This window comes from Methylotuvimicrobium sp., assembly GCF_050611805.1.
Lineage (GTDB): Bacteria > Pseudomonadota > Gammaproteobacteria > Methylococcales > Methylomonadaceae > Methylotuvimicrobium.
In genome coordinates, this window is the sequence record NZ_JBNGHF010000018.1 from 60931 (window position 1) to 75733 (window position 14803).

Genomic DNA, 14803 nt, shown 5'->3' on the forward strand with positions numbered 1-14803 from the left:
CTATTTCTCGTTCCCACGCTGTAGCGTGGGAACGAGGGGGGAGTGAATAATTACCTTCATGATGAAATGCGTTATATAGAAGCTTGTCCGCAGTAGATCAGTCTGTTCTCGGACAGGCTCCTAGGATAATTAATCGATAAATCGTTTAATTAAATTGCCGTACTCGTCAATTCTTCTGTCGCGTAGATAAGGCCAAACTTGTCTGACGCGCTCGCTACGCCCGCGGTCCAGTTCCTGGGTTAGGATGATTTGCTCGCTGGATCCGGCTTGCGCGAGAAATTCGCCTTGCGGCCCAGTAATAAAACTGTTGCCCCAGAATTCGATACCGGTCGAGGCGTCATCGGGCGATGCTTCGAATCCGATGCGGTTGCAGGCAACGACCGGTAGTCCGTTAGCGACCGCGTGCGCGCGTTGAATTGTGATCCAGGCGTCGAGTTGGCGCTGCTTTTCCTCGTTAGTATCAGCAGGATCCCAACCGATCGCGGTCGGATAAATCAAAATATCGGCGCCTGCCAGTGCCATCAAACGCGCGCCTTCCGGATACCATTGGTCCCAGCAAACCATCACGCCTAATTTACCGATCGAGGTCTCTATCGGTTTGAAACCGATGTCGCCGGGTGTGAAGTAATATTTTTCATAATAACCGGGATCGTCGGGAATATGCATCTTGCGGTATTTGCCGGCGATGCTACCGTCTGTGTCGAAAACGACGGCAGTGTTGTGATAAAGGCCAGGAGCACGTTTTTCGAATATGGTCGATATGATGACGATTTCATGTTCCTTGGCGGCTTGAGACAGTATTTCGGTACTCGGCCCTGGAATCGGTTCGGCCGTGGCAAAGGAGTTGAAATCTTCATTCTGGCAAAAATACGGACCTAAATGTAACTCCGGCAAAACGGCTAAGTTAGCACCGGATTGTTTGGCCTCTTTGATTAAGTCGATCGAAAGATTTAAATTGCCGGCTTTGTCGGCGTTACAAGGTTGTTGAATCGCGCTGACGATGATGTTCGAGCTCATGATTATGATGTATGACTGCGGTTCGGAAAAATCTCTCGCTCCCAAGCCCTAGCTTGGGAGTGTATATAGTCCAAGCTCTGCTTGGTGTGTATACAAGCAAAGCTTGACGGGACGATGAAGTTCGATTTCATGATTGTGAGATATGACTGCTGTTCGAAAAAGTTCGGTATTATATCGCCAATTGCCGGGCCCAGTTATACCCTTTGCGGGATAAAATTCATGGCGCCTTATCAGGCGAGCTACCGAACCCTCAGCAAAGCCCGTAGTTCCTCGACGTTATTTATCACGAAATCCTTATTCCTTAATCTGTCGAGATAGTTGCCGGAAATTGCATCGTCATGCAATGCAGGCTGCCGTATTGATGCACGATCGGCCGACAGGGCGTGGCAATGATTTCGTGTTGCGGAAAACATTCGGCTAGTTTATCGACGGCGGTTCGATCCATTGGGTCATCGTAGACTGGGACCATGACAGCATCATTGATGACCAGAAAGTTCGAATAATTGGCGGGTAAACGCTTGCCGTCTTCATCTAAAATCGGCTTCGGCAAATCCAGAGCAACTAATTTGTAGGGTTCGCCGCTGGCGGTTTTTAGCGCCTTAAGCTGAGTCTCCATGTTTTTCAGGCTTTGGTAATGCTTCTCGGACGGATCGTTGCAGCTGGTGTAGGCGATCGTATCGGGGCTACAGAAGCGAGCGAGCGTGTCGATATGGGCATCGGTGTCATCCCCGTCAAGATTTTCCTGATCGATCCACAACACGCGTTCGGCGCCGAAATGCTTTTGTAATTGCGCCTCGATTTGCTCCCTGCTCAAATCCGGATTTCGGTTCGGATTGAGCAGGCATTGTTTGGTCGTCAATATCGTGCCTTTGCCGTCGCTTTCGACGCTGCCGCCTTCGAGTACCATATCGATATCGAGATGTGGGGTGCTTGCGAACGGAGCGTTTTTTAGCATATTCCGATTTAAAGCGTTGTCAGCCGCGTGCTCGTATTTTCCGCCCCAGCCGTTGAAACGGAAATTCAGGAACAGCGGCTTGCCGTCTTTTTCGACGGTCAGAAATGCGGTGTCTCGAACCCAAATGTCGTTATACTCGGCATGTATGAAGCGAATCGCGGATTTGCCGGTTTGTAATAGCGTTTCAATGAGCTGCTGGTGGACCGCATTCTTGCACACGATGATCAACGATTCATAACGACTGATCGTTTCCGCGATGAAGCGATAGCTTTGTTCGACGTCGTTGAGATTCGCCCCGAAATCGCCGGCTTGATCGGGCCATGCAATCAGTACGGCGGATTGTTTTTCCCATTCTGCTGGAAAACGGATCATTCTTTGTTTTTCCTATGTTATAAAACCGACGAAGTGTCGGAGATCGATTGAAAAAGCATTTCTCGGGCATGGGCCAAGGTGTTCTCGGTAATGTTAACGCCGCCGAGCATTCGAGCGATTTCTTCGACGCGTTCTTCGGTGTTGAGCGGCCTGACATTGGATGTCGTGATATCGCTTCGGTTATTTTTGGACACATACAAATGATGATGGGCTTGCGATGCGACTTGTGGCAGATGTGTAACGCACATAACTTGTCGATTGAGGCTCAATGCGCGTAGCTTTTGTCCGACAATTTCGGCAATGCCGCCGCCGATTCCGGAGTCGACTTCGTCGAAGATCATTGTCGGCGTGGTTTTGTCGTGACTAGTCGTGACTTGAATCGCTAAACTAATGCGCGATAACTCTCCTCCGGATGCAACTTTAGCTAGGGGTTTGGCTGGAAGCCCCGGATTGGCGCTCACTAGAAATTCCACTTTATCTTGTCCATCGGTGCGCGGGAGCGAGCTATCTAGCGGCGAAATTTTCACTATAAATTCGCCTTGAGGCATGCCGAGTTCTTTGATCATCGCCGAAATTCGGGTTTGCAACTGCTGGCCGCCTTGTTGGCGTTGTCGTGTCAATTGATCCGCTATTTCACCGTATTTAGCGAGCAGTTTTTTAACTTTATCGGTCAAGCTATCGATTCGTTCGCCGCTGTGTGTCAGGTTGTTGAGTTCTTGTTCGAGATGCGTAGCTAGCTCAGGCAATTCTTCTGGCTGAACATGATGCTTACGGCAGAGACTTTGAATAATGCCGATTTGATTTTCCAGCACTTCCAGTCTTAACGGGTCGGCTTCTAGGTTGTCCAAATAACGACGCAATTGGTGAGCGGCTTCTTCAATCTGAATTTGTGCTTCGTTTAAAATGCCGTTGATAGATTCGATATCCGGCGCAAAACGCGTTAAATCATTCAAAGCATGAGTCGATTGCAGCAGCAGACGATTGAGCGATTGTTCGTCGTTTTCGTAGAGCAAATCGAGTTGCCGATGTCCGGTCGATAGAATCTCTTCCAAATGCGCTAGTTTACTGTGTTCATCCACAATTTCGGCATAATTGAAGTTGTTCAAGTCGAGTTGTTGTAATTCGTCGAGTTGGTAGCGTAATAATTCCTCGCGCTCGATACTATCGACACTGGCTTTTTTCAGAGATTGTAACTCCCGATTGTTTTGCTGCCATTGTTGAAAATAGGTATTGACCTGTTCCAAAAGGGCTTGATTGTCGGCAAACACATCTAGCAATCGGCGTTGTTCATCGCTATGAAGTAAAGTCAAATGTGCATGCTGTCCGTGTATTTCAACTAGCTTTTCGCTCAGTTCTTGTAAAGTTTGTAATGTAACTGGGCGATTGTTGATATAGGCTTTTGATCGACCGTCATGGTTGATAACTCGCCTAATCAGGCAGTGTTGATCATCATCCAGTTCGTTTTCTTCAAGCCATGTTTTCGCAAGAGGGGCATCGGATAAATCGAATTCTAAATTGATTTCAGCACGTTTACTGTTCGGCCGAATATAGCCTGAATCGGCTCGATCGCCCAGTGCTAAGCCAAGTGCGGTCAATAAAATCGACTTTCCAGCGCCGGTTTCGCCTGTCAAAACCGACATTCCGGCGTTCACATCCAGGTCTAATGTTTTGACGACAGCTAGGTCGTTAATAGAAAGATTTAATAGCATGAAAATGGGTTAAGGATAACCGCCGCTCCAGTTGAGTTTTTTTCTGAGGATTTCAAAAAAATCGTGTCCTTCGGGGTGGAGAATTCTAATCGGTTTCGGGTCTTTTTTTATCAAAATTTTATCACTGATCAATACTTCGGGTATTTCGAGATGATCGCAGGTGACTAAGGCATTGATTTGTTTAGTTTGACAGAAGCTGATTTCGATTTCGGCCGAATCGTCAATGACGATTGGGCGATTCGATAACGTATGGGGGTTAAGCGGTACCAAAACCAAGGCATTCAGAGACGGATGCAAAATAGGACCGCCCGCCGACAACGAATAAGCGGTCGAACCGGTCGGAGTCGAGACGATCATGCCGTCGGAACGCTGAGAATTTAGATAGATGCCGTTAATGCGCGTGACGATTTCTATCATACTGGGTGTTACCCATCGATGCACGACGACTTCGTTAACGGCAGTCTGCTCGCTAAAGACTCGGTGGTCGCGTATGATTTTGGTCCGTAATAAGTAACGTTTTTCCTCGCTATAATGGCCGGTTAAAATGTTATTGAGCTTAGGCAATAGTTCATAGGGCGAAATGTCGACCAAAAACCCGAGGCGTCCCAAATTGATCCCGACTAGTGGAATGTCGTATTGGGCGATTGCCCGCGCGGCAGATAAAAACGTACCGTCGCCACCAGCGGCGATAATCAGGTTGCAGCGCTGTCCGATAGTCTCGATGGCCGAGCTTTCAACGTCGGCGTCCGTTAAAAATTGAGCGCTCAAGCGGTCTACTATGACGGCATAGTCGTGCTGTTTAAGATAACGGTAAAGAATCGCTAAAGTTTCGGCAATTCCGGGGTCGCTGGCTTTACCGATAATGCCGATGGTTTTGAATGAGCTGTGCATTGTCATTAATTTAAGAAAGGATTTGATCGAATTATACTCAATAAGTCAAGGGGTGAGGTTTAAAAGGTGAAAGAAGAAAGGTCAAAGGTGCAAGCAGCAAGGGGAAAGATGAAAGGGGGTAGTCGAAAAAAGCTATTTTTAGCTAATTACTGTGTTCCCGCGTTTTAAACTCAAAAATATTTTTGAAATTGTTGGTGTTCATAGATTTTTAAGCGCCAGGCGCAGGGTGCGCGATGCGCACCCTGCGGCGCTCAAACTATCTTGGAATTTGTTGATGATCATAGGCTATAAAGCGCTAGTTATTTTCTCAAAATCCATAAAGCAGTCATTCTATCTGATATGAAAATCGGTAAATTTCGACACCCTAGGTATTTGGTCTGTGATGGGGGATGTTACGCGAGTTATGCTAAGTAGGTGTTTTTATTATATTTGCTGGTATTGACAAGCAGGGGGGGAGCTGCTAATTTGCGCCGCTGGCACTCGATGGGGTAGAGTGCTAATAAGATAGAGGGTTTAATGTGAATAATAATCAGGTGTTGAACGAAAGATCGCTGCAATTATTGAAAGCATTGGTTGAACGTTATATCCAAGACGGACAACCGGTAGGTTCGCGTGCATTATCTAAGGATACCGAATTAAAATTGAGTCCTGCAACGATTCGTAATGTCATGGCCGATCTGGAAGATATGGGATTAATTCGTTCTCCGCACACTAGTGCAGGCCGGGTGCCGACCGTGAGTGGCTATCGTTTGTTTATCGATTCGTTGCTCACGGTAAAGCCTCTGAACTCGGAAGAACTTAAACTCTTGCGCAAAAATTTAATTGCTAAAGATAACGTCAATGATGTCATCGGGATGGCATCGAGAATATTATCCGACGTCACGCGGATGGCCGGTGTCGTGACATTGCCCAAGCGCGAACTGGTCAGTTTACGCCATATCGAGTTTTTGCCGTTATCCAACACCCGCGTATTGGTCATTTTCGTGACTAATGAACAGGAAGTGCATAATAAAATCCTCCATACCTCAAAGCAATTTACGCCTGCACAATTGCAGCAAGCCGCCAATTATTTAAATTCCGTCTATTCCGGGTTAAGCCTAGCCGCAGTCAGAAAGGCCGTTCTGAAAGAGCTCAAAGACGCCCAAGAACAAATGAATAGGGAAATGTTGGATGCGGTGCAAATGGCTAAGTTGGCACTCGATCCCGAAAAGTCGGATGAAGATTATGTGTTAAGCGGCGAGACGAATCTAATGGGTTTTTCCGAATTATCGGACATGGAGAGGCTCAAGGAATTATTCGATGCTTTCAGTCAAAAGCGAGGTGTTATCCATCTACTTGATCAATGCTTAAATGCCGAAGGCGTACAAATTTTTATCGGTGAGGAGTCCGGTTATCACGCATTCGAACAATGCAGCCTGGTTACCGCACCGTACTCGATTAACGAACAAGTAGTCGGTGTTTTAGGCGTAATAGGACCCACCCGAATGGCTTATGAAAGAGTGATTCCTTTTGTCGATGTAACGGCAAAATTATTAGGCGCGGCCTTGAATCCCAAAACATAAGCCCCACATTTCTTGAAATAGAGTTTTTCCGTGGATACGGACCGTTTTTTATTTAAACCGGAGTTTAATAATGAGTAACGAGCAGGAGTTGCCGGAAAAGGCAGCGGACGAGCAAGCCGAGACTATTTTGGAGCAAAGCGCTGATGCGCAGCTAGATAACAATATAGACGAAAACAATCAGCCGCAGACGGCTGAAAAGGTCGATATCGAAGAGTTGTCGAAAAAGCTCGAAGAGGCCGAACAAAAGGCTACGGAAAATTGGGATAAAGTTCTGCGCATACAAGCGGAAATGGAAAATCTGAAAAGAAGAACCCAAAAGGATTTGGAAAACGCCCATAAGTTTGCGTTGGAAAATTTTGCCAAAGAGCTGTTGACTGTTGTCGATAGTTTAGAGCTTGGTTTGCAAGCCGCTATCGGTGATAGCCCGGAAGTACAAAAGTTTCGAGAAGGCAGCGAATTGACATTAAAACAATTCGAAGCCGTTTTTTCTAAATTCAATATTGAAGTGGTTAATCCGCTTGGGCAACCGTTTGATCCTGAGTTGCATCAGGCGATGGCTATGCAGCCATCTGCAGATGCCGAACCGAACTCGGTTATTAATGTATTTCAGAAAGGCTATGTATTGAATGGGCGCTTGTTGCGTCCGGCAATGGTTGTTGTCGCCAAAGCTGAAGACAATCCTCCGCAAGAAACACCAAAAATCGATGAACAGGCTTGAACACATTAAAACTGCCCCCATATCGTAATCGACTAATTTTTTAAATACACTCTCAAGTCTGGAGCAATCAATGGCTAAAATAATCGGAATAGATTTAGGAACCACGAATTCTTGCGTGGCTGTGCTCGAAAACGGCACCGCACGCGTCATCGAAAATAGCGAAGGCGCTAGAACCACGCCTTCAGTCATCGCTTTCACCAAGGATGACGAGGTGCTCGTCGGGCAATCGGCCAAGCGTCAGGCGGTAACCAATCCCGAAAACACACTGTTCGCAATCAAGCGTTTGATAGGCCGCCGCTTCAAAGACGATGTTGTGCAAAAAGATATTAAAATGGTGCCGTATAAAATCGTGCCGGCCGATAATGGTGATGCTTGGGTTGAATGTCACGGTAAAAGAATGGCGGCACCTGAAGTTTCGGCTCGGGTCTTGATGAAACTGAAAAAAGACGCCGAAGCTTATTTAGGTGAAGAAGTTAAAGAAGCGGTCATTACCGTACCGGCTTATTTTAACGATTCTCAGCGTCAGGCAACTAAAGATGCGGGCCGAATTGCGGGTCTCGATGTCAAACGCATTATCAATGAGCCGACCGCCGCTGCGTTGGCATTCGGGATGGACAAACCGAAAGGCGATATGAAAATTGCCGTGTACGACTTAGGCGGCGGTACATTCGATATTTCAATCATTGAAATCGCCGAGATCGAGGGCGAGCATCAGTTCGAAGTATTGTCGACCAATGGCGACACTTTCCTCGGCGGTGAAGACTTCGACCTGCGCATCATCGATTTTCTGGCCGACGAATTCAAACGCGACAACGGTATCGATTTGCACAGCGATCCATTAGCGCTGCAACGACTCAAAGAAGCAGCAGAAAAAGCCAAAATCGAATTGTCGTCTTCGCAACAAACCGATATCAATCTGCCTTATGTCACGGCCGATGCGACAGGACCAAAACATTTAAATGTCAAATTGACTCGGTCTAAATTGGAATCCTTGGTAGATGATCTGATTGATAAAACCAAAGCCCCATGCCTAATGGCGCTAAAAGACGCAGGCTTATCCGCGTCCGACATTGACGATGTGATTTTGGTCGGCGGTCAAACTCGAATGCCTCGCGTTCAAGAATTCGTTAAATCGATCTTCGGCAAAGAGCCGCGTAAGGATGTTAATCCGGATGAAGCAGTTGCTTTAGGTGCAGCGATTCAGGCCGGCGTATTAGGCGGCGATGTCAAAGATGTATTGTTGCTCGATGTAACGCCTCTATCGCTCGGTATCGAAACCTTGGGCGGTGTAATGACGAAATTGATCGAGAAAAATACAACGATTCCGACCAATGCTTCACAGGTTTTTTCAACGGCGGACGACAATCAAACCGCTGTAACGGTTCATGTTTTACAAGGCGAACGGGAAGTTGCCAGCGGTAATAAATCACTGGGCCGTTTCGATTTGGCCGATATTCCACCTGCGCCGCGCGGCGTTCCGCAAATCGAAGTGACTTTCGACATTGACGCAAATGGTATTTTGAATGTCTCGGCTAAAGACAAAGCGACCGGTAAAAAACAGTCAATTGTGATCAAGGCCTCTAGCGGTCTATCCGATGAAGAAGTCGATCGCATGGTCAAGGATGCCGAGGCGCATGCCGATGAAGATCGCAAAGTGACCGAATTGGTGAGTGCGCGTAATCATGCAGAAGGGATCATCAATGCCACCGAAAAATCGATGAAGGAGCTCGGCGATCAAGTTTCCGCCGATGAAAAGTCGTCGATCGAAACTGCGATCAATGAATTGAAAGAAGCTCTGAAAGGAAGCGATAAAGAGTCTATCGAAGCCAAAACCAATGCGCTGACCGAATTGTCCGGTAAACTGGCTGAACGCGTTTATGCGCAAAAAGCGGAAGCTGAAGGCGGTGCCCAAGCCGACCAGCAGTCTTCTTCAAGTACTTCGACAGCCGATGACGGCGTGGTCGATGCCGAGTTTGAAGAAGTCAAAGACGACGACAAGAAATAATTCCATGCCGGCGCCGGTCGGGTCGACTTGCCGTTTACGGTATGTCGACCGGCGCCGAATTTGATAGTATCAAGGCATGGTGTTTTATAACGCTACTCAATCGAGCCTTTATTTCTACGGGAAATAATGTGACTGTATCGAACGATAATTAATAGACATGGCAAAAGAAGATTACTATAAGCTTCTCGGCGTCGATAGAAACGCCAGCGACGCGGAAATCAAAAAAAGTTACCGCCGCATGGCAATGAAATTCCATCCGGATAGAAACAAAGATAATCCTGATGAAGCCGAAGCAAAATTTAAGCAAATAAAAGAGGCTTATGAGGTTTTATCCGATCCTAAAAAAAGATCCGCATACGATCAATTCGGCCATGCCGGCGTCGATGCATCGATGGGTGGCGGTCCGGGCGGTTTCGGAGGCTTTGGCGGGGGATTTAGCGGCGAAAGTTTTAGTGATGTCTTCGGCGATGTTTTCGGCGATATTTTTGGTGGCGGAGGACGTGCTCGCGGCGGTGTTCAGCGTGGTGCCGATCTTCGTTATAACCTTGAGTTAACCCTAGAAGAAGCGGTAGGCGGAACAGAGGCAAAAATTCGCGTGCCGGTCATGGTCGTGTGTGACGAATGCCATGGATCCGGTGCAAAAAAAGGCTCTTCTCCGGTCACATGCTCGACCTGTCATGGCCATGGCCAAGTTCGGATGCAACAAGGTTTTTTCTCGGTTCAACAAACCTGTCCGACGTGCGGCGGAACCGGTAAACAAATCAAAGACCCTTGCCGGAAATGTCATGGACAGGGCCGGGTTCAGGATACTAAAACATTGTCAGTCAAAGTGCCTCCCGGCGTCGATACCGGCGATCGAATTCGTTTGTCCGGAGAAGGTGAAGCCGGTAAGGGCGGCGGACCGGCCGGCGACTTGTACGTTCAGGTTCATGTTAAGGATCATCCGATATTTACCCGCGATGGGGCTAATTTGTATTGCGAAGTACCGATCAGTTTCCCGACCGCTTGCCTTGGCGGCGAATTGCAAGTACCGACTTTAGATGGCCGGGTCAAATTGAAAATTCCCGCTGAAACTCAAACCGGTAAATTATTCCGATTGCGTGGCAAAGGGGTGAAGCCGGTTCGCGGAGGCGCTATCGGCGATTTGCTCTGCCGCGTGCAAATCGAAACGCCTGTGCATTTAACCAAGGAACAAAAAGAGATGATTGAAAAACTGGGCGAGTCTTTAACCGGCGGCGGTAAGCAGCACAGTCCTCAAGAACATTCTTGGATGGATGGTGTAAAAAGTTTTTTTGACAAATTGACTGGATAATCAAATGACAAGAATTGCCGTGGTTGGCTCTTCCGGAAGGATGGGCTTGTGCTTGATTAAAGCGGCCGCTTTTGCCGACAATGCCGAATTAACTGTTGCCGTTTCAAGGTCGGACAGCTTATCGATCGGCAAGGATGCAGGAGAATTGGCCGGTATCAGCCCGTTGGCGGTCAAAGTAGTCGATAGTTTAGCATCGGTAATAGACAGGTTCGATGTGTTGATCGATTTCACAAGGCCTGAACCGTCGATGGATTATATTGAGATTTGCCGCCGAGCGGGAAAAAGTATTGTGATTGGCACCACCGGTTATAGTGAAGAGCAAAAACATGTCATCGCCGAGACGTCAAAAGATGTATCGATCGTAATGGCGCCTAATATGAGTATTGGCGTTAACTTGTCTCTGAAATTGCTTGAGATGACCGCGAAAGTCATGGGCGATTATACCGACATCGAAATCGTAGAAGCCCATCACAGGCATAAAATCGACGCACCTTCCGGAACAGCATTGCGCATGGGCGAAGTGGTCGCATCGGCATTAGGCCGTGACTTAAAAGATTGTGCGATCTATGGCAGGGAAGGCGTCACCGGTGAAAGAGATCGAAAAACGATCGGTTTTTCGACGATCCGGGCAGGGGATATCGTCGGAGAGCACACAGTGATGTTTGCCGATGAGGGCGAGCGCGTCGAAATCACTCATAAAGCCAGTAATCGCTTGACCTTCGCGAACGGCGCCGTCAGAGCAGCAATTTGGTTGAAAGACAAACCGAACGGTTTGTACGATATGCAGGATGTGTTGGGTTTGAAAGATTGATCTCACAATCGTTTTAGAAAAAGCATTTACCCCCCCTTTGCTGGCCAATTTCGGCGCCGGGGTGTCCGTCAAAGGGCGCTGTGAATACCTCCTGTAGGCTCTGTGACAGCATCTCTGCCGCTCCCCTATCGGGACCCAGGGAAGGGGGCATAAGTTAATCCAAATTGACTAAGCGTTCTAAGCAACAGGGTAACATTTTGATATATTGATTATTTTAATGCGTTTACCCTGGATGTACTCGCCAATACCTTTACAACCTCCCCTGTTTGAGATACCGGTGCGCGAAGCTTATCCTTGGCATAGTTAAGCGGACGAATTCTATTTTTTCGATTGCCTGTTGTGATCACAACTCGTTTCCGGCCTCACGGTCTTCCGTGGGAGTCGGTGTATTCAAATTCCTTCTTGCTCCATTTGCTCCCTTCTTCGGTCGGCGTTTTCCTGCAGCAAAGATTCCATCTTTTTAGCATCCTCAAGTGCTTTGGTTTGCGTTTCGAGTGGCTTTGATTGTTGAGAAACATCAGTTTGCTGTTCCGAACCCGAGCAAGCCGCGAGGGCAATGGTTAAAAGTGTTGAGATCAATTTGAATTGGATTTTCATGTCGGATTCTTTGGCCATGCTCATGCTAGCCCCGGCACGAAGCCGGGGAGTTCATGAGTAATCGGAAAGGTAAGACCTTAGTTTATTCGCTTATTCGGTGTCCCGCCTGCGTAAGCCTTAACCGCGCAGAATTTGAATTCGGGAATTTTTGCGGCAGGGTCCAGAGCGTCATTGGTGACTAGATTCGAGCTGGCTTCGTTATAGCAGAATGCCATGAAAACGGTCCCTTGCTGTATGCCCAGTTCGGCACGGGCATAGGCGCTGAGTTTGCCGCGCCGCGATTCGACCGTGATGAAGCCTCCCGGTTCGACGCCAAGTTTTTCCAAGTCCAGCGGATGCACGCTGACGACTGGATCGGGTTCGATCGAGTCCAGCGTCGCCGAATGCCGTGTCATGCTGCCGGTGTGCCAGTGCTCGAGTTGACGACCGGTGATGAATATCAAAGGATATTCGTTGTCGGGCAGTTCGTCGGCATGAATGAAGTCGGCCGGTACGAATCTGCCTCGGCCGGTCGCGGTCGGGAAGCCGTCAGTGAAGATCACCGGTTGTCCCGGGTCGCCGACATTTTCGAGCGGATAAGTCAACGAGTCTTCCTGGTCGAGTCGTTCCCATGTCATGCCGGCAATGCTGGTCATCGCTTGGCGCATTTCGTTGAATACATCTTCGGGGCCTTGATAATTCCAATCGCAGCCCAAACGTTTTGCGATTTCTTGAATGATCCACAGATCTTGTTTTGCTTCGCCCGGAGGATTGACCGCTTGGCGGCCCATCTGTACGCGGCGATCGGTGTTCGAGAACGTGCCGGTCTTTTCGTAGAAAGCCGAAGCCGGCAGGATGACGTCGGCAAATCCAGCGGTTTCGGTCAGGAAGATATCTTGCACAACAAGGTGTTCTAGCGAGGCCAGGGCCTTGCGAGCATGATTTTGGTTGGGGTCGGACATCGCCGGGTTTTCGCCTTCGATGTACATACCGAACACTTCGTCGTCGAGAATCGCATGGATCATTTCGACCGTGGTCAAGCCGCGTTTCGGATCCAGCTCGGTATTCCAGAGTTTTTCGTATTTCGCTCGGAATTTCGGGTCTTCGACCGGTTCGTAATCCGGATAGACCATCGGAATCAAACCGACATCCGAAGCCCCTTGTACATTGTTTTGACCGCGTAGCGGGTGCAGGCCGGTGCCGGGTCTTCCGATTTGGCCGGTCATCAAAGCCAGCGCGATCAAGCAGCGGGCGTTGTCGGTACCGTGAATATGCTGCGATATGCCCATGCCCCAAAGGATCATCGAGCCTTTCGATGTCGCGTAAAGCCGTGCGACTTCTTTGATGGTTTCGGCGTCGATGCCGCAAACCGGCGCGACTTTTTCCGGGCTATAGTTGCGCAGATGCGTGCGCATCTGATCGAAGCCTTCGGTATATTGTTTGATATAGGCGTCGTTTTGTAGATTTTCGGCCAATATTGTATGCATGATGCCGTTCAGCAATGCGACATCGGTGTCGGGGCGGAATTGCAGCACATGTGACGCGTATTTCGCGATCGGGGTGCGGTTCGGATCCATCAGGATAATTTTGGTACCGCGTTTAGCTGCATTCTTCATGAATGTCGCGCCGACCGGATGATTGACGGTCGGATTCGAGCCGATGATGATGATCACTTCGGCTTGTGCGACATCGGAAACCGGGTTCGATACCGCGCCCGATCCCAAGCATTCTAATAGCGCGACAACAGAAGATGCGTGGCACAAACGGGTACAATGGTCGACATTGTTCGAACCGAAGCCGATGCGCACCAGTTTTTGGAACAAATAAGCCTCTTCGTTACTGCCTTTCGCCGAACCGAGGCCGGCCAGCGCTTTCTTGCCTTTTTCGTCGCGGATTTTTTTCAAGCCGTTTGCGGCGAAGTCGAGCGCTTCTTCCCAAGTTGCTTCCCTGAATTCTTTATCTAAGTCATTAGGGTCCAACAATTCAGTGCTTTTCGGAACCCCTTCGCGCCTTATCAATGGCTTGGTCAGACGCAACGGGTTGTGGATGTAATTGAAACCGTAACGACCCTTGACGCAGAGACGGAAATGATTCGTGTAACCGTCACGTCCTTCGGTATAAAGGATTTTGTCATCCTTGACATGATATTTGATCAAACAGCCGACGCCGCAGTAAGGGCAGGTCGAATCGACGGTTTTATCGGCTTCTTGCAGACCGACATTTCCGGCCGGCATTAACGCGCCGGTCGGGCAAGCCTGGACGCATTCGCCGCAAGCGACGCAACTGCTGGCGCCCATCGGATCGGCAATATCGAACACGATTTCGGAATGCGAACCGCGATTCGCATAGCCGATCACGTCATTCATTTGTTCTTCGCGGCAAGCTCTCAGGCAACGGGTACATTGAATGCAGGCATCGAGATTGACGGAGATTGCCGGGTGCGAAAGATCGGCTTGCGGTTGGCTGCGGCCTTTGAAACGAGGCGTGCCGACTTCCATTTTTTCGGCCCAAAAATCCAGTTCCGATTTCAGGGTGTAAGGAGATTGGGACTGCTTCGGCATGTCCGATTTTAGCAGTTCCAAGACCATTTTTTGCGAACGGACTGCACGCTCGCTTTCCGCCTTGATGTTCATGCCTTCTGACGGCTTGCGGCAGCATGACGGTGCTAGTACTCGTTCGCCTTCGATTTCGACGACGCAGGCCCGGCAGTTGCCGTCGGGGCGCAGATTATCCGAATAACATAGATGTGGGATTTCTTTGCCGTGTCGTTTTGCGGCCTGCAAGATAGTTTCGCCTTCAAAAGCAAAAACTTCCTCACCGTCGAGTTTGAAACCGATTTGCGGTTGATTCATAAATTCAGGATTCGCAGCCATGA

At 48.7% G+C, this 14803-nt stretch carries 11 protein-coding genes; 5 read left to right on the top strand and 6 right to left on the bottom strand.

The genetic code is table 11. The features are described from left to right. Window positions 1-129 precede the first annotated feature (129 nt). The 4 genes from ACRJJO_RS10940 to ACRJJO_RS10955 all read right to left on the bottom strand — a co-directional run bounded on the left by ACRJJO_RS10940 (window position 130) and on the right by ACRJJO_RS10955 (window position 4944). Window positions 130-1017, bottom strand: coding sequence for a carbon-nitrogen hydrolase (locus ACRJJO_RS10940; RefSeq protein WP_431065781.1), 888 nt, complete (start codon window positions 1015-1017; stop codon window positions 130-132). Between the two features lie 301 nt (window positions 1018-1318). Beyond that, window positions 1319-2344, bottom strand: a complete 1026-nt coding sequence (locus ACRJJO_RS10945; RefSeq protein WP_431065782.1) for an agmatine deiminase family protein — start codon at window positions 2342-2344, stop codon at window positions 1319-1321. 17 nt (window positions 2345-2361) lie between these two features. Continuing rightward, a complete protein-coding gene (gene recN, locus ACRJJO_RS10950; RefSeq protein WP_431065783.1) occupies window positions 2362-4053 on the bottom strand; it encodes a DNA repair protein RecN in 1692 nt (563 codons plus the stop codon). A gap of 9 nt (window positions 4054-4062) precedes the next feature. Further along, window positions 4063-4944 (bottom strand): NAD(+) kinase, encoded by an 882-nt coding sequence (locus ACRJJO_RS10955; protein ID WP_431065784.1) that lies wholly within the window; start codon window positions 4942-4944, stop codon window positions 4063-4065. Between the two features lie 518 nt (window positions 4945-5462). Between ACRJJO_RS10955 and hrcA the strand changes: the two genes are divergently transcribed. The 5 genes from hrcA (at window position 5463) to dapB (ending at window position 11352) form a co-directional block, all read left to right on the top strand. Beyond that, window positions 5463-6506 carry a heat-inducible transcriptional repressor HrcA gene (hrcA, locus tag ACRJJO_RS10960; RefSeq protein WP_431065785.1) on the top strand — a complete coding sequence of 348 codons (1044 nt, stop codon included), beginning with the start codon at window positions 5463-5465 and terminating at the stop codon, window positions 6504-6506. 70 nt (window positions 6507-6576) lie between these two features. Beyond that, a complete protein-coding gene (grpE, locus tag ACRJJO_RS10965; protein ID WP_431065786.1) occupies window positions 6577-7224 on the top strand; it encodes a nucleotide exchange factor GrpE in 648 nt (215 codons plus the stop codon). Between the two features lie 70 nt (window positions 7225-7294). Next, window positions 7295-9229 carry a molecular chaperone DnaK gene (gene dnaK, locus ACRJJO_RS10970; protein WP_431065787.1) on the top strand — a complete coding sequence of 645 codons (1935 nt, stop codon included), beginning with the start codon at window positions 7295-7297 and terminating at the stop codon, window positions 9227-9229. A gap of 157 nt (window positions 9230-9386) precedes the next feature. Then, window positions 9387-10541 carry a molecular chaperone DnaJ gene (gene dnaJ, locus ACRJJO_RS10975; RefSeq protein ID WP_431065788.1) on the top strand — a complete coding sequence of 385 codons (1155 nt, stop codon included), beginning with the start codon at window positions 9387-9389 and terminating at the stop codon, window positions 10539-10541. A 4-nt stretch (window positions 10542-10545) separates the two neighbouring features. Next, a complete protein-coding gene (dapB, locus tag ACRJJO_RS10980) occupies window positions 10546-11352 on the top strand; it encodes a 4-hydroxy-tetrahydrodipicolinate reductase (protein ID WP_431065789.1) in 807 nt (268 codons plus the stop codon). A gap of 390 nt (window positions 11353-11742) precedes the next feature. Here the strand turns inward: dapB and ACRJJO_RS10985 are convergent, their stop codons facing one another. Together ACRJJO_RS10985 and fdhF are read right to left on the bottom strand one after the other, a co-directional pair. Beyond that, window positions 11743-11967, bottom strand: a complete 225-nt coding sequence (locus ACRJJO_RS10985) for a hypothetical protein (RefSeq protein ID WP_431065790.1) — start codon at window positions 11965-11967, stop codon at window positions 11743-11745. 59 nt (window positions 11968-12026) lie between these two features. Continuing rightward, on the bottom strand, window positions 12027-14801 hold the full coding sequence (fdhF, locus tag ACRJJO_RS10990) for a formate dehydrogenase subunit alpha (RefSeq protein WP_431065791.1): 2775 nt from the start codon (window positions 14799-14801) through the stop codon (window positions 12027-12029). Window positions 14802-14803: the final 2 nt, after the last annotated feature.

What these genes read in the sequence shown, in the direction of transcription:
- ACRJJO_RS10940 (WP_431065781.1), bottom strand. Translation starts at nt 1,017, where the DNA reads ATGAGCTCGAACATCATCGTCAGCGCGATTCAACAACCTTGTAACGCC.
- ACRJJO_RS10945 (WP_431065782.1), bottom strand. Translation starts at nt 2,344, where the DNA reads ATGATCCGTTTTCCAGCAGAATGGGAAAAACAATCCGCCGTACTGATT.
- recN (WP_431065783.1), bottom strand. Translation starts at nt 4,053, where the DNA reads ATGCTATTAAATCTTTCTATTAACGACCTAGCTGTCGTCAAAACATTA.
- ACRJJO_RS10955 (WP_431065784.1), bottom strand. Translation starts at nt 4,944, where the DNA reads ATGCACAGCTCATTCAAAACCATCGGCATTATCGGTAAAGCCAGCGAC.
- grpE (WP_431065786.1), top strand. Translation starts at nt 6,577, where the DNA reads ATGAGTAACGAGCAGGAGTTGCCGGAAAAGGCAGCGGACGAGCAAGCC.
- dnaK (WP_431065787.1), top strand. Translation starts at nt 7,295, where the DNA reads ATGGCTAAAATAATCGGAATAGATTTAGGAACCACGAATTCTTGCGTG.
- dnaJ (WP_431065788.1), top strand. Translation starts at nt 9,387, where the DNA reads ATGGCAAAAGAAGATTACTATAAGCTTCTCGGCGTCGATAGAAACGCC.
- dapB (WP_431065789.1), top strand. Translation starts at nt 10,546, where the DNA reads ATGACAAGAATTGCCGTGGTTGGCTCTTCCGGAAGGATGGGCTTGTGC.
- ACRJJO_RS10985 (WP_431065790.1), bottom strand. Translation starts at nt 11,967, where the DNA reads ATGGCCAAAGAATCCGACATGAAAATCCAATTCAAATTGATCTCAACA.
- fdhF (WP_431065791.1), bottom strand. Translation starts at nt 14,801, where the DNA reads ATGGCTGCGAATCCTGAATTTATGAATCAACCGCAAATCGGTTTCAAA.